Origin of the sequence: Kaistia terrae (genome assembly GCF_026344005.1) — a bacterium.
In the GTDB taxonomy this organism is placed as follows: domain Bacteria; phylum Pseudomonadota; class Alphaproteobacteria; order Rhizobiales; family Kaistiaceae; genus Kaistia; species Kaistia terrae.
Map to the genome: position 1 here is coordinate 141,342 of NZ_JAPKNH010000005.1, position 22,280 is coordinate 163,621.

General features: G+C 62.4%; 18 protein-coding genes. 11 read left to right on the plus strand and 7 right to left on the minus strand.

The features are described 5' to 3' along the window. Nucleotides 1-3: 3 nt before the first annotated feature. The 4 genes from OSH12_RS15765 to OSH12_RS15780 form a co-directional block, all read right to left on the minus strand. Nucleotides 4-663: a hypothetical protein gene (locus tag OSH12_RS15765; RefSeq protein ID WP_266344541.1), complete on the minus strand. Its 660-nt coding sequence runs from the start codon at nucleotides 661-663 to the stop codon at nucleotides 4-6. A gap of 639 nt (nucleotides 664-1,302) precedes the next feature. Continuing rightward, entirely contained in the window at nucleotides 1,303-2,925 is a 1,623-nt protein-coding gene (locus OSH12_RS15770) for a DUF1254 domain-containing protein (RefSeq protein WP_266344542.1), read from the minus strand. A 43-nt stretch (nucleotides 2,926-2,968) separates the two neighbouring features. Next, on the minus strand, nucleotides 2,969-3,310 hold the full coding sequence (locus tag OSH12_RS15775; RefSeq protein WP_380225456.1) for a hypothetical protein: 342 nt from the start codon (nucleotides 3,308-3,310) through the stop codon (nucleotides 2,969-2,971). A gap of 162 nt (nucleotides 3,311-3,472) precedes the next feature. After that, complete coding sequence (locus OSH12_RS15780) at nucleotides 3,473-4,543, minus strand: hypothetical protein (RefSeq protein WP_266344543.1); 1,071 nt, start codon at nucleotides 4,541-4,543, stop codon at nucleotides 3,473-3,475. Nucleotides 4,544-4,581: 38 nt separating this feature from the next. On the opposite strand from OSH12_RS15780, the gene OSH12_RS15785 reads away from it, so the two are divergent. The 10 genes from OSH12_RS15785 to OSH12_RS15830 all read left to right on the plus strand — a co-directional run bounded on the left by OSH12_RS15785 (nucleotide 4,582) and on the right by OSH12_RS15830 (nucleotide 17,958). Then, nucleotides 4,582-5,586 carry an AraC family transcriptional regulator gene (locus tag OSH12_RS15785; protein ID WP_266344544.1) on the plus strand — a complete coding sequence of 335 codons (1,005 nt, stop codon included), beginning with the start codon at nucleotides 4,582-4,584 and terminating at the stop codon, nucleotides 5,584-5,586. Between the two features lie 208 nt (nucleotides 5,587-5,794). After that, nucleotides 5,795-7,426 (plus strand): ABC transporter substrate-binding protein, encoded by a 1,632-nt coding sequence (locus tag OSH12_RS15790; RefSeq protein ID WP_266344545.1) that lies wholly within the window; start codon nucleotides 5,795-5,797, stop codon nucleotides 7,424-7,426. A 72-nt stretch (nucleotides 7,427-7,498) separates the two neighbouring features. Next, nucleotides 7,499-8,488 carry an ABC transporter ATP-binding protein gene (locus OSH12_RS15795; protein WP_266344546.1) on the plus strand — a complete coding sequence of 330 codons (990 nt, stop codon included), beginning with the start codon at nucleotides 7,499-7,501 and terminating at the stop codon, nucleotides 8,486-8,488. Then, nucleotides 8,485-9,465 carry an ABC transporter ATP-binding protein gene (locus tag OSH12_RS15800; protein WP_266344547.1) on the plus strand — a complete coding sequence of 327 codons (981 nt, stop codon included), beginning with the start codon at nucleotides 8,485-8,487 and terminating at the stop codon, nucleotides 9,463-9,465. The genes OSH12_RS15795 and OSH12_RS15800 overlap by 4 nt, the downstream gene beginning before the upstream one ends. A 10-nt stretch (nucleotides 9,466-9,475) precedes the next feature. Continuing rightward, on the plus strand, nucleotides 9,476-10,405 hold the full coding sequence (locus OSH12_RS15805) for an ABC transporter permease (protein ID WP_266344548.1): 930 nt from the start codon (nucleotides 9,476-9,478) through the stop codon (nucleotides 10,403-10,405). A 12-nt stretch (nucleotides 10,406-10,417) separates the two neighbouring features. Then, nucleotides 10,418-11,278 carry an ABC transporter permease gene (locus OSH12_RS15810; RefSeq protein ID WP_266344549.1) on the plus strand — a complete coding sequence of 287 codons (861 nt, stop codon included), beginning with the start codon at nucleotides 10,418-10,420 and terminating at the stop codon, nucleotides 11,276-11,278. Nucleotides 11,279-11,312: 34 nt separating this feature from the next. Then, nucleotides 11,313-12,071 (plus strand): glycerophosphodiester phosphodiesterase family protein, encoded by a 759-nt coding sequence (locus OSH12_RS15815; protein WP_266344550.1) that lies wholly within the window; start codon nucleotides 11,313-11,315, stop codon nucleotides 12,069-12,071. 103 nt (nucleotides 12,072-12,174) lie between these two features. Further along, nucleotides 12,175-13,023, plus strand: coding sequence for a bestrophin-like domain (locus tag OSH12_RS15820; RefSeq protein ID WP_266344551.1), 849 nt, complete (start codon nucleotides 12,175-12,177; stop codon nucleotides 13,021-13,023). Between the two features lie 272 nt (nucleotides 13,024-13,295). After that, nucleotides 13,296-15,467: an EAL domain-containing response regulator gene (locus OSH12_RS15825; RefSeq protein ID WP_266344552.1), complete on the plus strand. Its 2,172-nt coding sequence runs from the start codon at nucleotides 13,296-13,298 to the stop codon at nucleotides 15,465-15,467. Beyond that, on the plus strand, nucleotides 15,451-17,958 hold the full coding sequence (locus OSH12_RS15830) for a sensor histidine kinase (protein ID WP_266344553.1): 2,508 nt from the start codon (nucleotides 15,451-15,453) through the stop codon (nucleotides 17,956-17,958). Before OSH12_RS15825 ends, OSH12_RS15830 begins: the two co-directional genes overlap by 17 nt. Before the next feature lie 46 nt (nucleotides 17,959-18,004). On the opposite strand, the gene OSH12_RS15835 is transcribed toward OSH12_RS15830, so the two are convergent. After that, nucleotides 18,005-18,973 carry a crotonase/enoyl-CoA hydratase family protein gene (locus OSH12_RS15835; RefSeq protein WP_266344554.1) on the minus strand — a complete coding sequence of 323 codons (969 nt, stop codon included), beginning with the start codon at nucleotides 18,971-18,973 and terminating at the stop codon, nucleotides 18,005-18,007. Between the two features lie 507 nt (nucleotides 18,974-19,480). Between OSH12_RS15835 and OSH12_RS15840 the strand changes: the two genes are divergently transcribed. After that, nucleotides 19,481-20,179 (plus strand): M15 family metallopeptidase, encoded by a 699-nt coding sequence (locus tag OSH12_RS15840; protein WP_266344555.1) that lies wholly within the window; start codon nucleotides 19,481-19,483, stop codon nucleotides 20,177-20,179. Nucleotides 20,180-20,376: 197 nt separating this feature from the next. Here OSH12_RS15840 and OSH12_RS15845 read toward each other — a convergent pair whose 3' ends face one another. Both OSH12_RS15845 and OSH12_RS15850 read right to left on the minus strand, forming a co-directional pair. Further along, nucleotides 20,377-20,937, minus strand: a complete 561-nt coding sequence (locus OSH12_RS15845; protein ID WP_266344556.1) for a DsbA family protein — start codon at nucleotides 20,935-20,937, stop codon at nucleotides 20,377-20,379. Nucleotides 20,938-21,081: 144 nt separating this feature from the next. Beyond that, a complete protein-coding gene (locus tag OSH12_RS15850; protein ID WP_380225454.1) occupies nucleotides 21,082-21,768 on the minus strand; it encodes a GntR family transcriptional regulator in 687 nt (228 codons plus the stop codon). Between the last annotated feature and the right edge of the window lie 512 nt (nucleotides 21,769-22,280).

Genomic DNA, 22,280 nt, shown 5'->3' on the forward strand with positions numbered 1-22,280 from the left:
CGCCTAGTAAGGCCGATAGGGCGGGTAGTAGGGCGGATAGACCGGGTAAGCCGGGTAGGGCGCGTAGGCCGGCGGATAGCGATACGCAGCACCCGCCGCGGCCCCTGCGTAGAAGGCGCCGCGATAGGCCGTTCGCCGCGCTGCACCGGCGAAGGAGAGCGGTGACAGCGGCATGCCGATGATGTCGATGAATACCGATGCCGGGCCGTCCGCATTGCCAAGGTCACCCTCGAGCACGGCGACGTCGAAGACGATGTTGGCGCCGTCTGCCTTGGGCGACATCAGGGTAACCACGGCGTCCTTGACGCTTGAGCCGTCCTTGTCGAACACTGAAACCGTGGCGTTTGGCGGGTCCTTGGCGAAGCTGCCGGATCCCTCCGCCCATTCTTCGAGAAGGTGCGCGGTCAGCGCATGGCCGGCGGCGCGCACCGGGCGGTCGGCGAAGATGATCGAGTTGGCCGCGGCGCCCGTGAGGCTCAGCTTGTTGCCGTCAAGTTTTGCACCCGCGGCGTTCATGACGATGAGGGCGGGTTCGATCTGGGTCTTGGAACTGCCGCCGATCGTCTTCTGGGCCGGGCTCTGAATGGCGTCCTGGGCCAGCGCTGCCGGCGCGGTGGCGATGGCGCATAGGATCGCCGCTGTCGACAAGAGGTTTCGTAGCATCCTCGTTCTCCTTGGGTCTTGAATCGAAGCGATAGCGGCCGCCTCACCCGTCTAGTCTGCTCGTCTGTGCGAACGCCGTGCTTTCAGGTACGGCCAACGAGGCCGAGCCAATCCTGCCGTCGTTCCGCGCAAGTCCTGTCCGGCCCCGGTCTAGCGCGGACATCACCGTCTCGGCCGTGGCAAGCTGGTCTGAAATGTTCCGGGAAGCTCGCTTGCCCGTCTGGCGTCGCAAGGCGGCCTATACCGCAACTTGCGTCGTGCCTGCCCGCGGGACCGAACTCCAACCCGCCATGCATTCTTCCCGTGTCATGGGGCCATCCCTGAAGCGCTGACAAAGCTCGGCCAGCGATTGTTCAGGCAAGCTGAAGCAATCGGTCCATGCAGCTCTTGCAGTGTCCGCTGAAGTCAGGGCGTCGTTGGAGCCAGACGGCTCAGGGACAGATCACATCCGTTGTCCCACCTGCGCCAATCGACTTGCAACTCGACAGCCCACCCGAGGAGGACTGGCTACTCTGGCAGGCCGACAAAATCGAAGCGCAGGCGATAATAACCCAAATGATCTTCATATTGCCTCCGTCTATAGCGATTGATGCTCCGACAATGTCGGCCTTCGTTCTGTTACGAAGGCCGACATGAAGGTTATTTCACTTCGACTATTTCGCTAAGCCGCCAGCTCTTGTCGAAGAACGACGGCAACGGGCTGTAGAGGCGCAGGAGTGTGAACCAGCCCTTGTCGGGATTGGTCTGGATCCAGTTGCCGCGCGCCACGCCTTCCGGTTGGGTGGGGCCGAAATAGACGGTGGTCGATCCATCGTCGGCGGCCTCCGCGGCGGGCGAAGGATAGCTCTGGCTACCGGCGCGCGGATATTTTTGCGGCGTCTGCAGCATCGAGCGCGTCTGGTTGTCATAGAGTGTGAGGGACCAGAATGCCTCGGCAGGAATGCCCTTGGGCAGCGTCACCTTGTAGGTCTTGGCGCCATCGAAGGGAGTGCCCTCGGGATCGAGGAAGCTCATCAGGTACTGCGAGCCGACGCCGGGAATGCGCATGATCATGCCCGGCGAGTCGAGCGTGTAGCCGTAGTAGAAGGCTATGCGGGAATCGAGCGTCCGCGCGCCGGTCGGGGGCAGCGGCTCAAACTTGCCGTCCTTGAAGATCGGCGGCGGGGTTTCGAAATACGCGCCGCCTTCCCACAGCATGCTGCCCCATTGCGAGCCTTCGTAATAGGCCCAATCCGGGTGCTGCATGGCGTAGCGCCAGTTGAGCGCACGGCCGGTCGCCTGGCCGACCAGCGCCGCCTCCGACAGGATCTTCTTCATCCGTTCGTCGGGCGCGAACTTCTTGCCGTGCACGATGCCGATAGCGGCGAACTGGCCCGCCAGTTCAACATCATAGCTGGTGGCGGGTTCGCTCTGGACGTTCTCGTTGAGCAACTCGAAGAAGCCGTAGTCGCTTGGCGGGATTGTATTGAAGGACTTCCCGCTACCCTCAATGAACTTCATTTCGGGGATCTTGGGCTCCCCGGCGAGGCGTACCTTGCCTTCGAGAGCCTGGGCAAGGCTCGTCCCGAACGAGCCCGGCTGATAGGGGTAGACCTTCAGGTTCTTCTTGACGTTCTCAACCGCCGGCTTGGGATCATTGTCGACGAGATAGGCGCGTGCCGCATAGAGAGCGAAGTTCGTCTTCGAATGGGCGACGAAATAGCCGCCCTCTGGCAGCGGGCCGTCATAATCGGGCCCGACGATCAGATACTTGCCGCCAAGCCCGCGATCGGGACCGGGGCCACCGATGTCGACGATCCACGAGAACCACATGTCGTTGATCGTGCCGACGGCGTTCGACGGCTGCTCGATTACCACCGGGCCCTTACTCAAATCGAGACCGGTGAGATAGTAAACCGTATCGGCATTGGCCGTCAGGAACAGCGAGTTCGAGTCCATCAGCTCGGAAAAAATGACGACATCGCCGGGCTTGGCTCCGATGCCCTCGAAACCTTTGACGATCGCCAGGGCCGAGGCGCCGCGAAAACTGTTGTTGTAGACATTGAGCGCCCGGGTGAAATCGAGCGTGTCGTAGATCTTGCTGGCCGTTTCGGCGGTCGGGGCGCCGTCCTTGAACTCCAGAGTGCCGGCCCGCGTCTGCGCCGTTTCGGGAGCGCCGAGACTCCGGACGGTCTCGGGCGCCACCTGCGCCAGAACAGCGGTGGTGGGCAAAGCAAGAGCAGCGACCAACGTGGCGCCGGCCAATCTCAGATAGCGTTGCATGGGCTTGATCCTTTATCGCCGTCTTTCGTAGGTCCGATGGAAGCTATCGCGGGCAGACGTCCCAAAAACCGCTCGTCCGGTTGGGCGTCGTGTAGTACCAGCAGTATCCAGGCTTGGGCGGGGTGCCGGCGATCGCAACGGCTGTGGCGCCCGCGATGAATCCCATGGCCGCCCCTGCGGCAACCGCGCCTCCGGGCCGCCAATAGCGATGCGGGTTCACCACGACGACACCGCGCGGGCGGTATCCCGGGACGCCATAGCCCGGCCTGACCGCACCGGCTGCGCATCCGCGCGGGCCGCAGCCGGCTGCCGCGCAGCCTCGGGGTCCACAGGCTGCACCGCCAGACCGGTAGGCCTGAGCCGGTGTGCTCAAGAGCAATGGCATGGCCAGCACAGCTGCAACCCCCGCCGAAACGAGCGATAACTTAAGCATCTTTAGCACGGAAATTGCCTTCTACTATCTATGTCGAGTTGAAACGCTCGAATTCAACTTGCTGAGTGAAAAGCGCCGCGAGAGCCAGTTCAGCGATCGCAGCCTGATGCGCACTCACTTTTTGGGAAACAGGAACTGCAGCTGCGCGCGGATCTGCCATTGCGGCCCAACATCGTCTGGCGCGATGACATTGTAGTAAGCGCCGAGCTGCGCATTGATGGGTTGCTTGCCGACTCGAAAGACACGGCCAAAAGACCCGCCGACCGGCAAAGTCCAGCGATTGTCATCCTCTGCCATCCAGTTCGCCGTGACGAGCGGGGACGACGAAGCATACCAACCTTCCTTGAAGTTGTAGTTGAGGAACGGCTGCAGCGTCATCTGGTTGACATCCTTCCGGCTCGTATCGCCGGCAAACGACCAGATATTATTCACCAGGGCGCCGTAGACCCACGGCCCATCCATGATGAGACCGACGGCTGACGGGCCTGCGCCCCACTTTCCCGATCCAAGGTCGTCGTCGGTCGCGGTCGGCAGCAGGACGGCCGGGCCAACGCCCCAGATAAACTTGCCGGAGTGAGCGGGCGAAAGAAATGCGCTGATTGTCGTGTCGCCGAGGCCGAAGGTTCGGTTGCTATCCGGATAGAGTTGCGGCTGGGAAAGTACGGGGACGATCGTCCTGGTTATCAAATTCCAGTCCGGCGAGAGACTAATCGGCACAACCGGCTGTATATTGATGACTTCCTGTGTCTCCTTGTAGGGACCGTAGCCGAAGTTCGTGTTGAACTGGAACGGTAAGCTTATCATGTCGGCAACTGGATTTTGAGCCGCCTTAGCAAGTTCCTCAGTGCTGGTCGATTTGTCTTCGGCGAAGGCTATGCCGGGCCGCGACAAAGCCGCGATCAACGCCAACGCGAATAAAAACTGATCGATTTGCATCGATCTGCATTTCCCGACGAATCCAAATATTGTATCGCCCCCTGGGAACTCAGCGGCATCCGTAGAGGACAGGGTGGATTTTGCTTGAATCCGTCCAAGGCGGCGATTGACTAGCATGAACATCGTCATCACAGTCACGGTCGAAACGCCCCCCGGCAATATTCGAAGTTGTGCCGGCAGCCAAGGAGCATCTCCTTGGCTTGGCGCACGTCTACTAAAAAGCGGCATGCCGACTTCGAGACCACTCATTTTGCGCCACCGTCGCGCTTTTTAGGGAAATAGCGGGCATGGCCGAGATCCCGGTTATCTCCAGTCACATCCTGCACGGCATGCCGGACTTCGTGCGTCGGGAAGTCGGGGCGAAGGCGCTATTGCATGCCAATCGCGCCGCCGGCTTCGATCTCGAACTGGTCGAAGGCCGGAATTGTTTCATCCCCCACGCGGCCGTTCTCGGCTTCGTCAATGCAGCGGCACGGGCTGCGGGCGAACGAAATCTCGGGGTCCTGATGGCACCCCAGATGAACGCCGCCAATTACGGCAGTTTTGGGCGCTATGTGGTCGGCGCCGACACGCTCGGCGAATCGATCGGGCGCGCCATCGCGGCCCTGCGTTTTCACAGCACGGCTGACAGGATGGGGGTGGATATCGTGGGCGACGAAGCGCGCTACAGCTACCGCTTCGCCTTGGCGGGGCGCGAGGGCTACGAGATGATCGCCACCGCCGCGGCCGGTGTACTGTTGAGCATCTTCAGGGCCTACCTGCCCGTTGACTGGAGGCCGCTGCGGATCGAACTCGATATCGGCAAGCCGCGCCAGGCTGCCCTTCTGGAAGATGTCTTCGACTGCCCGGTCCATTTCAACGCTTCGGCGGTGGCCATTGTCGCGGAACGCCGATACTTGTCCGTTGGATTGAGACACGTGCCTTCGCCGATTGTCACCATCGAGGATGTGGAGCGAGATCGGCAGGGTGGGGCGCCGCGAGATTTGCTCGACGTGGTCCTGGAGCAGATTCGTGCTCAGGTCCTCGCCGGCAGCGTCTCCATCGATAGCGCGGCCCAATCGATGGACACGAGCGTGCGAACCCTGCAACGCGAGCTGAATCGGCTTGGCGCCGATTTTCGCAGCCTGGCGAACGCAATGCGGTATCAGCGCGCGATTGAACTGCTACGTCACACCAATGGATCGATCACCCGTGTCTCGGCGGAGATGGGATATTCTTCTCCCGCCAACTTCGCGCGTGCCTTTCGAAAAGCGAGTGGCGGCCCACCGCGAGATTTTCGCTCCAAGCCATAAAAGGCAGCATGCGGCCATTCGGCATCGGCAACGTCGATCGGCAACTCAGCCAGCAAGAGGCGGCACGGTCACCCGACGGAATGCTTTCTTCTGGGATCCTATAGTCACAAGTCCTTCACGAGAGGTTCGTAAGACTGATACATAATTTGAGCATAGGAGCGGCAGATGTCCGCTGGACGTCGCTAAATTGTCCAATCGAGAGATACCTATGCTCATCACTCGCCGCCAATCTCTAGGCCTTTTCGGCGCTGCCGCCGGAGCCCTTGTATTGCCCCGAAGCCTGATGGCCCAGGGCGCACGTCGCTCGATTACCATCGCGGTTCAGAAGATAACCAATAACGGTACGCTCGATATCTGGAACGAGCAGTCGAACGTCGGTGAACGCGTGTTCTTCCCGAATCTGTGGGAAGGTCTGATCGAACGCGACTGGATGGGCAATCAGGGCCCGGTGCCCGGCCTCGCTACGGAATGGAAGCGTATCGACGACAAGACGATTGAGCTCAAGCTGCGTCCGGGCGTGAAATTCCACAATGGCGACGAGATGACCGCCGAGGATGTGGTTTTCTCCTTCTCGGACGAGCGTGTCTTCGCCGGCACGAAGCCGTCGAATGGCACGACCCTCTACGAGGAAAACTTCAAGCCCCAGACTGCCAAGGAACTGCCGGCTGTCGTTCCCGGCGTCGCGCGCCGCCTTTGGCCTGCGCTGCGCGGCGTGGAAGCTGTCGACAAATATACCGTCCGTTTCCACAACGCGACGCCGGACGTGACGTTGGAGGGCCGCCTCTATGCCTTCGGATCGCAGATCACCTCCAAGCGCGCCTGGGACGAGGCTGCCACCTACGCCATCTGGGCCGCGAAGCCAGTCACCACCGGCGCCTATCGGGTCGAGGAATTCCGTCCGGACGTCTCGCTCACCCTCGTTGCCTTTGACGAATACTGGGGCGGTCGGCCCCCGCTGGAGCGCATCCGCTTTGTCGAGGTTCCGGAAGTCGCTGGCCGGGTGAACGGTCTGCTCTCGGGCGAATACGACTTCGCCTGCGACTTGCCGCCGGACCAGATCGCTGCCGTGCAGGCGGCCCCGGGCCTGGAAGTCCAGTCCTCGACGATCTGGAACCACCGGATCACGACCTTCAACACCCAGAATGAAGTCCTGCGCGATCCGCTGGTGCGCCGCGCTATGACCCATTCGATTGACCGCCAGGCGATCGTTGATGCGCTTTGGGGCGGCCAGACGGTCGTTCCGGCCGGCCTGCAGTTCGAGAGCTTTCGAACGGCCGATATGTTCGTCGAAGGCTGGTCGGTGCCTGAATACAATCCCGAACTGGCCCGCGATCTGCTGAAGCAGGCCGGCTACAAGGGCGACGTGATCCCCTATCGCCTGCTGAATAACTACTACACCAACCAGACGCCTTCGGCGCAGATCCTGGTCGAGATGTGGAAGCAGACCGGGTTGAACGTCGAAATCCAGATGAAGGAAAACTGGGGTCAGATCCACGATCCCGAAGGCACCAAGGGCGTCCGGGACTGGTCGGCCTCCAATACCATCAACGACCCGATCACGCCGCTGGTGGTACAGTTCGGGCCGAACGGCGAAGCCCAGCAGAAGCGCGACTGGTCCAATGCGGAGGTCAACCAGTTGGCCGCCGTGATGGAGACCTCGACCGACCGCGCCGTCCGCAAGAAGGCATTCGCCCGCATGCTGGAAATCTGCGAGCGCGAAGATCCCGCCTACACGGTTCTGCACCAGAACGCAGTCTTCACCGGCGTGAAGTCGGAACTGAAGTGGAAGGCCGCTCCGGCGTTCGCCATGGATTTCCGGCCTTCGAACTGGAAGCTCTGATCGAGCCTCCTTTGGCAGGGTGGGCAATTGCCCTCCCTGCTTCTTTCCTGTGTTGAGCGTCAGGTGGGCCAGATGTCCTTTATCTCCATCCAAGGGCTGACTGTGGCCTTCGACGGCACCCAGGTGCTGCATGGCATCGATCTCGAGATCGGCCGAGGCGAGGCGCTGGGCCTTGTGGGCGAAAGCGGATGTGGCAAGTCGGTTACGTGGCTTGCCGCCCTCGGGCTTTTGCCGGGCAAGGCGCGCGTCGGCGGCTCGGTCAAGATTGATGGCGAGGAACTTATCGGCGCCAGTCGCACGCAGGTGGAGCGCGTGCGCGGCAAACGGATCGCGATGATCTTTCAGGATCCATCGTCCTCGTTGAACCCGGTCCATCGCGTCGGCCGGCAGATCATGGAAAGCCTGACCCTGCACCGTGGCTTGAAGGGGCAGGCGGCAAAGGCCGAGGCGATCCGATTGATGGATCTCGTGGGCATTCCCTCGGCCGCGACGCGGATCGACCTCTATCCGCATGAGTTTTCAGGCGGTCAGTGTCAGCGGGTCATGATTGCGATGGCCTTGGCGGGGGAGCCCGATCTGTTGATCGCGGATGAACCCACTACGGCGCTTGATGCGACGATTCAGGCGCAGATTCTCGACCTGCTGTCGCAAATACGTGCCGAGACCGGCATGGCGATGGTTCTGATCAGCCACGATCTGGGGGCCGTGTCGGCGGTCTGCGACCGGGCAGCCGTGATGTATGCCGGCAGGATCGTGGAAATGAACGATACGGCCGCGTTGTTTTCGGCGCCCCGCCATCCCTATACGCGCGGACTCTTCGATGCGATTCCGGAGATCGATGGCGACCGGGGGCGGCTCAAGCCCATTCATGGCACGGTGCCCGACCCCAGGGCCCTGCCTCAGGGCTGCGCTTTCGCGCCGCGCTGTGGCTCGGCCGACACGCGGTGCCACACCCGATCGCCAGAGCCGCAGGCAGGACGCGAAGGCGGCCTGCTCGCCTGCTTTCATCCCGTTGCATGGGCGGTCCCACTCATGACCAGCCCGCAAGGGATCCCGGCATGACCGCCTTGCTGCTGGAGGCTCGGGGCCTTGTTCAACAATATGACACGAGCCGTGGCCTGTTCGGCCGAGCCACCTCGGTACGGGCGGTCGATGGCGTGGACCTTCAGGTGAACCGGGGCGAAATCCTCGGCATCGTCGGTGAATCCGGCTCCGGCAAGTCCACGCTGGGTCGAATGCTCCTGGGCCTTGAGCGTCCGCATGACGGCCAGGTGCTTTGGCAGGGTCAGCCGCTTCCTGCCCCCTATTCCGCGGCATGGCGTTCGCTGCGGGCGCAGATGCAGTTGATCTTCCAGGACCCGCTGGCCGCCCTGGATCGGCGCATGACCATCGCCGATCAGATCGGCGAACCGTTCATCATCCATGGCCTTGCCAAGGGCGCGGAAGCGATGGCCAAGGTGGCTGGACTCATGGCTCGCGTCGGCCTGCGTCCCGATCAGGCCGGGCGCTATCCACACGAATTGTCGGGCGGTCAGCGGCAACGCGTCGTGATCGCTCGCGCGCTTGCCAGCAGCCCGCGCTTTATCGTCTGTGACGAGCCGGTCTCGGCCCTGGATGTTTCGATCCAGGCGCAGGTGGTGAACCTGCTGCGCGATCTGCAGGAGCAATCGGACCTGACCATGGTTTTCATCAGCCATGATCTCAAGGTCGTGCGCAATATCTGCGATCGGGTCGCCGTGATGTACCTCGGTCGTATCGTCGAGGAGGGTCCCTCGGACGTGATCTTCTCCGATCCGCGCCATCCCTATACCCAGGCGTTGGTGTCTTCGATTCCAAAGGCCGGAACGGGTCTTTCCCATCGCGTCATCCTGCAGGGAGAGCCACCGAACCCCGCCGCCCGGCCGACGGGCTGTGCTTTCCATCCGCGCTGCGGCGCAGCCGATCGCGCCTGCGCGCTCGAAGTGCCCGTCCTTGAACTCAATCGCGGTCGTTTGACTGCGTGCCTGAAACTGCGCGCCACCGGCGCTCAGGCCGCCTGAGGTCCGCAACATGCCGAAGTTCATTCTTGCCAAGCTGGCGCGGGCCTTTCTCACCATCATGATGGTGATGACCTTCGCTTTTATCGTTCTGCGGCTTTCAGGCGATCCGGCCCAGGTTCTGCTGGGCCCCGACGCGCCCCTCGACGCGGTCATAGCCTTTCGTGAACGCTGGGGGCTCAATGATCCGATCTGGAAGCAGTACCTTGCCTATCTGACCCAGATCATGCGGCTCGACTTCGGCGTCTCGATGCGCAGTCAGACGCCTGCCATCAACCTCGTGCTCGAACGCGTGCCGGCAACCCTTGCCCTGACGATTCCGGCGCTGATCCTGAAGCTCGGCATCGGTATCCCTGCCGGCGTCTATGCGGCGCTCCACCGGGGCAGCCTGGCGGACCGGGGTGTGATCATGCTGTCGATCTTCGGCTTCACCATTCCCTCGTTTGTGCTGGGACTGGTCCTGGTGCTGATCTTCGCGGTCAGCCTGACCTGGCTGCCATCGGGAGGGCAAGACACCTATTGGCATGCGGTCCTGCCCATCATCACCCTGTCTATTGGGGGGATCGGCATTCTGGCGCGGTTTTCCCGTTCGGCCATGATCGAGGTGCTGGGCCAGCCTTATATCCGCACGGCGATGTCGAAGGGCCTGCCATGGCGCGACGTCGTCTGGAAACATGCTTTGCCCAATGCCGCCGTGCCGATCGTCACCTTGGTGGGCTTCATGGTCGGCGCTCTGATCGCCGGCGCGGTGGTGGTCGAAAGCATCTTCGCCTGGCCCGGAGTGGGGCGCCTGATCGTGATTTCCGTCGCCAACCGGGATCTGGCTGTGGTGCAGGCGCTGCTGCTGGTCATCGCCGCGTCGATGGTCATCGCCAATCTTCTGGTCGATGTCGCCTATGGCCTGCTGGACCCGCGCCTGCGCTCCAAGCGCGCTGCTCACTGAGAGAAGCTTTCCATGTCCCTCGCAATCGCCGCGCCCAAACCTGGGATCTTCACCCGCTTGCGACTGAAGGTCCCGTTCCTGATCGCTGTCGCCATCGTCTGGCTGTTGATCATCGTGTTCGTGGCGGTCTTTGCTGACGTCATCCGCCCCTATCCGATCAGCCAGATGAACTTGGCGCATCGCTTGGCCCCGATGGGCACGCCGGGCTATTGGCTCGGTACGGACGAACTTGGCCGCGATGTGCTGTCGCGATTGATCCAGTCGATCCGCGTCTCGCTGGTCATCGCGTTCGGGGCGACGATACTCTCCGCGGTCTTCGGCACCGCACTTGGATTTCTGGCGGCGCAGTTTCGCGGCTGGGTCGAGCATGTCGTGGTGGCCATGGCGGACTTTCAGGCCGCCCTGCCATTCATGATCATGTCGCTGGCGGTCTTGGCCTTCTTCGGGTCCTCGATGGTGCTGCTGGTCTGCCTGATGGGCTTTTACGGCTGGGAGCGCTACGCCCGCATTGCCCGGGGGCTGGCGATTTCGGCCTCCGCCCAGGGCTATGCGAGTGCCGTGGTCCAGCTAGGCGCCAAGCCGTCCCGCGTTTACCTCCGTCATATCCTGCCCAACGTCGCCTCGACCCTGATCGTCTCCATGACGCTGACTTTCCCGGAAGTTATCCTGATGGAATCCGGCCTCAGCTTCCTGGGCCTTGGCGTGCAACCGCCCGAATCCTCGCTTGGCAACATGGTGGGGTTTGGCCGGGAATACTTGACCCGGGCGCCCTGGATCATGCTCGCCCCCTCGCTCGTGATCGTGATGACGACGCTGTCCATCTCGCTTCTGGGCGATTGGCTGCGTGACCGGCTCGATCCGACCATCCGTTAATTCCCAACCCGATCCGAACTGAAAGTCGAACGATATGTCTGAAATCATGGCCCATCGCGGCGCGCGCAATCTCTGGGCGGAAAACTCCTGCCTGGGCTTTCGCGAGACCCTCAAGCACGATTTTGAGGCGATCGAGTTCGACCTTCATCTGACCGACGCGGGTGAACTGGTGGTCATCCACGATGCCACGCTCGATCGCACGACCACGGGAACAGGGCCGGTCCGTTCCCTCACATCCGAGAGCCGCAAGGCGATACGGCTGAAGGGTCCGGATGGCGCTTTGATCGATGAAGGCGTGCCGATTTTCGAGGACGTGCTTGAGATTTTCAGGGATCACCCGAACACCCAGCTCTATGTCGAGTTGAAATCGGATGGCGAAGGCCGTCCCTATCCGGGGATCGTCGCCAAGGCGGCGGAAATGCTGCGCGCCTACGGCTTGGTGGATCGCTCCTGTCTGCACAGCTTCGACATCCAGGTGGTGCGCGACGTTCGTGATCTGGCGCCGGAATTCATGCGACTTATCTCGGTCGATCGGGTCTGGGCCGAGCGCCAGGGCGGGCTTGAGGCCTTCATGACCGAGGTCGATGACCTGGTCGACGTGATCGGGATCCACCATGAGTTGTTCGAAGCCGAATTCGACACAATCGTCCGCGTGCGTGGGCTGGACAGGGTTTCGGTCTGGACCATCAATGATCCGGACCTGATGCGCCACTGGATCGCGCGCGCGCCGCGTTGGCTGGTCTCCGACAATCCGGTCTTGCTACGCGAACTCATGCGGAAAGCCCACGCATAAGCCGCTTTGATCGACGTCGAGCCAATGGGCGGTGCCGCGAGGGCGCCGCCCGGAGTGCGAGGAAAGCGTCGCGGCCGGCCGTTCATATCCATGTTGCCCCTAGGTGAAGGAGCGCTTCCGCCGCGGTTGCGCGACTGCTAGGCTCACGCGGAAAACGACTGCCGGGGAGGCACACGTGCAGGCTGCGTTCGGGCTGTCCTATGAGACAACGGTGGCGCTCCTGACCTTTCTTTGCCTCAGCGCCGCATCGCTGGGCACCCTCTTGGTTTATGACCGCCTGCCGGCGCACCATCGCGATGACAAGACCCTCGACACGGTCCGGCTCGTCGCCAACATCTTCGTCATGCTGAGTTCGCTGGTGCTTGGCCTCATGGTCAGTTCAGCAAGCAGCAATTTCGCGGAGGTCGACAAGGCGGTCCATGCCTACGCGACCGAAATCATCCTGCTCGACAGAGCCTTGCGCGGCCTTGGTCCCGACGGCGATCCGGCCCGGGCCGAACTCCTAAGCTATGTCACGGTTATCGTGGGTTCACGCGGTGTCGAGAGGCCCGCATTGCCCGCCGAAAACAAGTCTGCGGAGGCGACACTTCGCGACATCGGCGTTAAGCTGGCGGCGCTCCGGCCGAGCGACCCGGAGATGATATCGGGGCGCGAGCAGGCGAAGGCGCAGGTCAACACGCTGTTGCGCTCCCGTTGGGGACTCGTCGATCGAACGGAAGGCTCCGTCCCCTTTCCATTGGTCGTGTCGCTGGTTCTTTGGCTCAGCATGACGATGGCAAGCTTCGGCTATCGCGCCCCGAAGAACGCGGTCGTGATGACCAGCTTCGTCGTTGCATCCATGTTGCTAGCCGGAGCGATCCTCCTGATCCTCGACATGGCCAAGCCGTTCGATGGTCCCATCCAGGCCTCGTCAGAACCCTTCATTCGCGCGCTCGCCGAACTGAAACTTTAGATACGAGCTGTGGAAAGGCCTGGCCGCGGAATCGTGCCAGAATCCTCGATATAGCCCGGTGTCGGGCGTCTCGTTCAATTTATCAGCGCATAAATAGCGACTAGATCGAGAAGGCAGGCTACCGCTTGTCGAAACGTCGGCGTACACACATAAAGTCGATATCGATCACACTCGTCCGCCGTTTCCAACAACTCTGGTGCAGCGCGGTTGTTGACGTTCACGTGCCAATGCTACCGTAAGAGGCCTTCTGTGTTTCTAAGGCGCCAGCACCGATGCCCAAGATAGTCATTGTCGACGACAGCTCGACCAATCAGCGCATCTATTCGAAGCTGGCGAGGCAGCTGGAGTCGGATCCGGACATCCGTACGTTCGGAAATCCTCGGAAGGCGCTTGAGTGGCTGGCCGAGAACACGGTTGATCTGATCATCACCGACTACAAGATGCCCGCGATGTCAGGCGCGGCTCTCGCTGCGGCCATCCGGGAGGATGCCCGCAACTGGGACGTCCCGGTCATCGTCATCACGGCTTATAGTGATCAGGAGTTTAGGGTCACCGCGCTCGAGGCTGGCGCGACGGATTTCCTGCTCAGCCCGGTGGACCATGTCGAATTCCTGGCGCGAGCCAAGAATCTCCTGAAGCTCCGGGCCCAGCAACTGCTCATCGCCAAGCGGGCAGACCAGCTGGAGTCGAACCTGAACATCAAGGAGCAACTGCTGCGGGAAAGCCGCGAGGCGCTGGCCCAGGTCATCGACACGGTCCCGGCCATGATCAATGCTACCGACCGCGATGGACGTTGCGTCTTCGTCAACGCCCATCAGGCCGCCTTTTTCGGCAAGGTACCTGGGGACCTGGTCGGCCAGCCCATCGAGGCGCTTCTGGGCGAGGAGCGGGCTCATATCAGCCGTCGGCTCGACCAACTGGTGCTCAAGACGGGTCGCTCGATCTCTTCCCGCCAGGAGGATGTCTGGGCACCCAATGGCGAGCATCGGATCTACCTGACGAGCAAGGCTCCGCTCTATGATGGGATGGGAGAGATCGCGAGCGTTCTCTCGACATCGATCGACATCACCGAGCAGCGCCACGCCGAGCGACGCCTGCTTCATATCGTCAACCATGATCCGCTCACCGGCCTGCCGAACCGCCTGATGCTGCGCGACCATTTGCGGCGCGAACTGGCGCGCGGCCGGCGCGGCGACCAGAATTTTGCCCTGCATTTCATCGATCTCGACCGCTTCAAGGCCGTCAATGATGCGCACGGCCATCACCGGGGTGACGAACTGCTGCAGCGTGTCGCCGAAGCGCTGACGGAACTGGTCGGTGACAACCACACCGTGGCGCGACTTGGCGGTGACGAATTCGCCATTCTTCAGCCCGACATCGACGGGCCGGATGATGCCGGTCGTCTGGCCCAGTCGATTCTCGATTTGCTCAATAGCGAAGAAAACAGTCCGCTTTCCCTCAACATCGGCGCCAGCATCGGCGTCACCCTGGCCCCCCTCGACGGGACGGACCCGGACGAACTGCTGAAGAATTCGGATCAGGCGATGTATCTCGCCAAATCCCTGGGCGGCGGCACATGGCGCTTCTTCGCGGCTGATATGCGCCCGCGCGCATCCCAGACGGCGCACCTCGAAACCGAGCTGCGCGGCGCGCTTTCGCGTCGGGAATTCGTGCTCCACTACCAGCCGCAGATCGATCTGCGCACCCAGAAGGTCGTCGGCGTCGAGGCGCTATTGCGCTGGCAGCACCCGCAGCGCGGTCTGCTGGCCCCCGGCTCCTTCCTGGGACTAGCAGAGGAGACGGGCCTGATCCTGCCCATCAACGAATGGGTCCTGAACGAGGCCTGCCGCCAGGGCGCGGCCTGGGAGGCCTCCGGCCTTGGCGACCTGCGCGTCGCGGTCAACATGTCGCCCATCCAGTTCAAGCGTCAGGGCGTGGAAAGCCTGGTCAAGGATGCCCTGCGGGCCAGCGGCATGCGGCCAACCTCGCTGGAGCTGGAACTGACGGAAGGCATTCTGCTCGGCCATGACGAGCAGATCGTCAAGCAGATGAATGTGCTGCGGTCGCTCGGCGTCACCCTGTCGGTGGACGATTTCGGTACCGGCTATTCCTCGCTCAGCTATCTGCGCAGCTTCCCACTGCACCGGCTGAAGATCGATCGTTCCTTCGTGCAGGATTTGGGAAGCGATCCCAGCGCGCTGGCGATCGTGCGGACCATTATCGACCTCGGCCATATCCTGCATCTCCAGGTCCTCGCCGAAGGTGTCGAGGCAGAGCACCAGCTTTCGCTTCTGCGCCTCGAGGGGTGTGACGAGGTGCAGGGGTACTATTTCAGCCGGCCGATCCCGGCCGATGCATTCGCCGTCTGGATGATGCAGTATGTCAGCGTAAACTCCGGGCCCGCGCCGGGCTCGACGGAGAATGAGCATGCGAGCGCCGGCTAGGGTGCTCCAGGCGTTGGCCGCACCGTTCCGCTGGATGGCTGCACGATTGCGGGGCCGACCTGACAGCGAGCACGAGATGAGCTTTAACCGGCTCGTCTTCGCCATCATCATCGTCATCGTGCTGCTCGTAAACCGCAGCAGCGATGCCATGGATTATTCCCTGGACGTGATGGCGCTTTACTTCTTCCTGGCGTTGGGCGTGCTTGGACATATCCTGCTGTATCCGGGCAGTTCGCGCGGCAGGCGCATCTTCGCGCTGTTGATGGATTGCGGCTTTCTCTCCTGGCAATTGCATCTGGGCGGTGGCGTCGCCGCGCTTTTCTTCCCAATCTACCTCTGGGTCATCTTCGGTAACGGCTTCCGGTTCGGCCTGACCTCGCTCGCCATCGCCATCCCTGTCGCGACCGTCTGTTTCGGCGTCGTGGTCCTGACGACGCCGTTCTGGTTCGAGCGCTGGCATCTCTCTGTCGGATTGCTCGGAGGGCTCGTCATCCTGCCCGCCTATGCCGGCACGCTGATCCGCAAGCTCTCGCTGGCGACCCAGGCCGCCGAGGAGGCCAGCCAGGCCAAGAGCCTGTTCCTCGCGAGTGTCAGCCACGAACTGCGCACGCCGCTTACCGCTATCGTCGGCATGACGGGGCTGCTTCGCGGCACGCCGCTCGGCGCCGAGCAGCGCGATATGGTCGAGACGGTGGATGTCGCGACCCGCTCGCTCCAGTCGCTGATCAACAGTCTTCTCGACCTCTCCCGTATCGAGGCGGGGCGCATGCCGGTGTCGAACGGAGCGGTCGACCTGCTTGCGCTGCTCGTCGATGCGCGCCGACTGGTCGAAAGCCAGGTGCGCGAACGGGGGCTGACTTTCGGCATCTACGTCACGCCGCGCACGCCGCTGCACCTCTTCGGCAGCCGGCAGCACCTGCACGAGATCCTGGTCAATCTGGTCGGCAACGCCGTGAAGTTCACGCGCGAGGGCGGCGTGAGCATCGCGGTCGACGGCCACCTGGAGGAGGACGGCAGCCTTCGTCTGATCATGGAGGTCACCGATACCGGCATCGGCATCGCGCCGAAGGACCAGGAGCGCATCTTCGAGGACTTCACCCAGGCCAATTCCAGCATCATGAACCGCTTTGGCGGCACCGGCCTTGGGCTGGCCATCGCGCGGCGACTGGTGGAACTGCTGGGCGGTTCGATCTCGGTGGAAAGCGTGCTGGGTGAAGGCAGTACCTTCCGCTTCGACATCGCCGCCTTGCCGCTGCTGGATGAACAGCCATTGGCGGACGAGTCATGGCGCGAGCGCGGTGTCGTGCTGGTCTGCCGGGATCCCGCACCGCTGGCGGGACTGGTGAGCACACTTTCCTCGCTCGGCGTGACGCCCCTGATCGCCGATCCGCGCCTTGGGCCGGCGCGCATGTTCCCCTCGCAGGCCGCCAGCGCCGTTCGCCTGCTGTTCGATCCCGATAGCCAGAACCTGCCGCTGGCGTCCACCGGCGCAAGCGGGTCCTCGTCGAAAGTCGTTGTGATCCAGCCGCAGGCTGACCCAACGCTGCCTGGTATCGCGATCCGGCAGCGTTGCGTCAGCCTGCTTTCGGAACACCCGACGGAGGCGGAACTGCGCGGCGCCTTGACCATCGCCTGCCGGCTGGCCGCGCCTGCGCTATCGCTCGCCCAACCCGCGACACCGCGTCCGGTTCGGCCGAGCCGGCCCCGCCGGATCCTGCTGGCGGACGACAATCGCATCAACCAGCGCGTCTTCTCCCGTATCCTGGAGGCGGCGGGTCACTCCGTCGTGCTGGCGGAGACGGGAGATCAGGCGCTCGACCTGCTGGAGGAAAGGGCGGATCGGCTCGACATCGTGCTGATGGACTTCAACATGCCCGACACGGACGGGCTCGAAGCCACCAAGCTCTACCGCATGATGGCCACGGGCGACCGCCGGCTTCCGATTGTCGGTCTGACGGCCGACGCCACCGCCATGAACGACAATCGCTGGCGCGAGGCCGGCATGGATGACTGCCTGATCAAGCCGGTAGAACCCGCCGCGCTGCTCGCTGCCATCGACAGGATCGCTGGTGACGGGCCCGACAAATTCGTTCCTGGCGAAGCGCCGCGGCTCACCCTGGTTCGTACGACAGCTCTTCCCAGCTTGGACGAAAAGGCGACGGAGAGACTGCAGAGGCTCGGCAGCGCGGAATTCGTGCGCGAACTGATGGAGGATTATCTCGCCGACGCCGAGATCATTCTCGACAGCTTGGTCAAAAGTGTTGCCCGCGGCGACCTGGAGTCCTTCCGCAGTGAAGACCATGCGTTGCAGAGCAGCTCGGCAAACATCGGCGCTCTCGCTCTCGGCAGCATTTGCGCGCCCTGGAGAGGGCTGCGCGGCGAAGAACTGCAAGCTGGCGCCGAAGAATTCACGCGGCTGGCCAGGGCGGAGCTGAGGCGGACGCAGAAAGCCATGCGCGTCTATTCGGCGCGCGAGGCTGGTCTGGGGTAACCGAAGACGGCTGGCGATGCGCCCGGGGGCGCATCGCCAATCGGACCTACTCGGCAGCCACGAGCGCGGGCATGCTGGTGTGCAGGTTTGCGAGGCGGCGGTTCTGAGCCGAGCAGAGCCTGTCCATCTTCCGAAGGTCGGCTTCCGTCAGGTTCAGCGCCGCTTCCGCCCAGATGTCGACGACGTCGATGAGTTCGTCGAGGGTAACCGGGTTGACGCGCCGGCGAGCCTTGTAGAGGGCCTGATGCGCGTTGTGCTTGCGGTTGTGACGCGCAATGTAGTCGAGCACGGCCGCCTGGCCCTGGCCGTCCTCGGCCAGCACATCCACCACACCCATCTCATACAGTTCTTCGGCGGTATGGACACGGCCCGACAGGATCAGCGCTTCGGCCTTGTCGCGCGACATACGCCGCGACAAGAAGCTGTAGGCGCCCATTCCGGGGAACATGTTGAACAGGATTTCGGGCAGGCCCATCTTCGCGCTGCGTTCGGCGACGATCAGGTCGAACGACAGAGCGTGCTCGAAGCCACCGCCCAGAGCATCGCCCTGCACCAGCGCCATGGTCACGACCGGCGCGTCGAATGCCACCGCATTGCGGTGAATGGCCTCGACGGCGACATGGCCGTAGTGGCGCATGGCCTTCAGATCACGACTGCGAATGCGCTGCGCGAAATGGCCGAGATCGCCGCCCAGATTGTAGATGCCGGGTACGGCGGAAGCCATGACGAACCAGGAGAAGGGCTTGGCGGTCGGATCGGGCAGGTTCGCGAAGGTCTGGGTGATGGCCGTCTGCATCCGGCTGATGTCCTGCATCAGCTCGTGCGTATAGGAGGGCTTGCCGACTGGATCCATGTAGCACCAGCAGGTTGCGTTGAGCGTATCGATATCGAGATGAAGGTTATCATAGCCGATATCGTTGATCGCCCTGGCCGCAGCGGCCATTGCAAGGCTGCTAGGGCCGGGGTTCAGGCTGTTGATTGCAACGGGATCATTATTCATACGAACTGAAGTCATCTTGTTTCTCCATCTGTGGAATGGACGGTGGGCCCGTCATGCGGGAGGATGCCGCGAGGACAACCGCCAACACATTAGGCGCAAGGAAACACGACAAGAGCGAGAAAGTAATGGGCTTCGAACCGCCTCAATGAATCGCAGAATCTGATGCGCTTGCGCACAACAGCGCCACGCCATCGCGTGAATCCAGTGTAGCGATGCGCCTGGCGCTTCGGCCGCCTTGGCCACCAACGAGCTCGGATCGCTCGGAACTACCGTCAGACGCCGTGTCGCTAGCAATTTTTTGGGTGCAAAGGAGCTTGGTCAGGGGCCTCTTGCTAAGTGCGCTCTTTGCTCGATCTTTGAACACCATGCCCCCAGGCGCGCCGCGACAGGCGCAGGGGGCGCTTGTATTTCCATCCATGTTGGCCAGTGTTAGCCTTGCATGTCGCGCACGGAAGGCAGAATAAATGCCCGAAGTCTGGCGCGCTTGAGTGGATTTATCATCCGTCGCCGAGGTTGCGGACCATGAGCGTGCGTGTGCTTTCGCTCGTTGCGATTTGCCTGGCATTGCCCGCTGCGGCGGAGGCAGATCCGTCGGTTGCGTTCACAGCCCGCATTGAGGTCCTCACAGACGCTCAGCGCGCGAAGATGAGCGGGCTCTCCTGGCATGAGGGTTGCCCCGTACCGCTGGATGATCTCGTCTCCATACATCTCAAGCACTTTGGCTATGACAATGCCGTCCATGACGGCTTGCTCGTCGTTCACCGCCGGGTAGCCAAGGAGATCGCCGCGGCGTTCCAGGAACTCTTTGCGGCGCGATTTCCAATCGAGAGAATGCAACCCTACGAGGATTTCGCGGTCGCGGAATATGCGCTCAGCAACGACACGGTCGGCTTCTATTGCCGGCCGGCACAGGACAACCCGAACGAATTCAGCTGGCATGCATACGGCTTGGCCATCGACGTCAATCCGATGACCAACCCATACCACGATCCCAAAGGATGGTGGCCCAAGGGTTCGAACGGCGAGCGCGCACGCTCGGCATCCGGGCTGCTGAACGAGAGTTCAGGCGCCATCCGGATCTTCATGAACCACGGTTGGCAATGGGGCGGCTGGGAAGTTGCGCCGGATTACATGCATTTCGGAAAGGTCACTGTCGGTGACGATGACAACCCGCTCAAGCGCAACGTGTGGGCGTCTCAGTTGCAGTTCGCGCCAGACTGACAGCCAGCAGCGGCATGCTCGCAAGCGAGTAGGGCGCTCTCGCGCAATGGCGCTGTACCAGGCGCCGAGCTGTACGTTGACCGGTTGCTTTCCGAGCTTGAACGCCGGCCGGTAGCGGAGCGGCTTCGTTGTCCGCCTCTTCGGCGAGGCTGTGGCGACGAAGCAGGGCTATCGGCCGACTATCAATAGAACCGCCGTCAGGCCGGCGAGAGGCGCGATGCCCAGGCCTCGACCGCGTCGCCGCTGCTCAGGTCAGGCTGAACAAGCCCGTCGATCATGAATGTCGGCGAGACGTGGATGCCGTTCTGGCGCGCATATTTGCAATGCCACTTGATCTCCCGGTCGAGATCCGGAATGGCAAAAGCCTCCTTGAGCGGGACGCCGCTGAAACCTTCCAGGCGCTCGATGAGCTGGTTGGGCGTGACATCCATGTTCGGACCGCCGGCATGACGGGTGAACTCGAATGCCTCCCGATGCGCGGCGACAGCGGCCATGACCTTCTTGGCCGTCTCCTTGCCGCCTTCAAGTGTCGAGGCCGCGAGGATGCAGCGAACGACCACGCCCGAATATAAATGCCAGGGCTGCGATTGCAGGCGAATGGCGATGGTGATGTTGTTCTCGCCAGCCAGCGTCAGGAGTTCGTCGAGCTTGTTGAAGGCCCTGACGGAATAGGGGCAGGTCGGCTCGAGGAAGACTTCAAACATGCGCGCCCCGCTTCCCCATACGAGGGGATCGGCGCGCCAGACGGTCGCTGTCATGGAAATTCCTTTTCGGGGTGGCAAGGCGAGGTTGGGTTAGCCAAGCCTAGGACATCCAGTTCCGAAAGGCATGCGGGATCTGGATAGGCCCAGCGACGCAGAAGCGCTTTGCGACGCATTCGATGCAAACTCGATTTCGTCGACCTAGGCGGCGGGTGGATCGAGAAGGTCGCCCAGCAGGCTGAGGGTGTTGCGCAGCGAGGTGTCGAGATGCACCCGCATCGCTTCCATCGCCTGCTGCTCGTCCTTCGCCGCAAGCGCCGCCAGGATAGCCTGATGCTGGGCGATGGTTGTCTCGCCAGATCCGGGCTTTGGCAGCGCCATGTAGCGACCGCGATCCATCTGTGCCTTGGAGATATCCACGGCGCGCCAGAGCATGGAGAGGTTGTTGATCTCGGCGATGTAGCGATGGAACTGGTCGTCGAGGCGGATGGCGTCGGTGTAGCGCTTCCGGCCTATCGCCGTCTGGTGCTGGCCGACAATGTCTTCCAACTGCTCGAGATGGAACGCACTGATCTGCGTCGCGGCGCGGCGGACACTTTCGACTTCGAGCGCGTTGCGGATGATGTAGGCCTCTTCCAGCGCGGCGCGCGAGATCGCCGCGACGAAGGTGCCCGTCTGCGCATAGACGTTGATCAGCCCCTCATCGCTCAGTCGCTTGACCGCCTCGCGAACCGGCGTGCGCGAGACACCGAGTTGCTCGGCAATCTCGACCTCGTTGACGGACTGGCCTGGCCGTAACTGACCGATGATGATCAGCGTGCGGACGATCTGATAGATCTGGTCGCGCAGGGGCGACTTACGGTCGAGGTTGACCAGCTGCAATTGCAGTAATGCCGCTTCGGCCACCCGCTCAGACCCTCCCACCAAAATCGCCGGCGCCAGCTCGACTGAGCCGGGTCCGCGCATCAGGCCGGACCGCGCCGCTTGCGCGGCCGAACGACCCAGCTTGCGTTACTGTTATATTAGTCTGGTGCATCGTCGCAAGCGGAGCCGCCTTGGGTGGTGCGTGCCGGCAGCCCCGAGCCTTTCCGGTTGAGCGTGCAAGAAGTTGATCGTTATCAACGATATGGCAGATAAAACCATACTACAATATTCAAGAATTAAATCTTCGACTGCGTGCCCAACCGGGCGTTGAAGCCTGCTTGACACGTTACACTAATATAACAGAGAGTGCCGTTGCGTTCCGGTCAATAGAGGTAGCGGCCGGGGCGCGCAGGGGAGGAGACCCTCGCAATGTGGTGCAATCTGAACGGAGTCCGGTGGGACTGCCGGCGGTGGAGTGCGCCTGTACAGCGAGTGTGTTGCTTCCCCGGCATGCAGGAAGGGCCGTCGCCGTACAG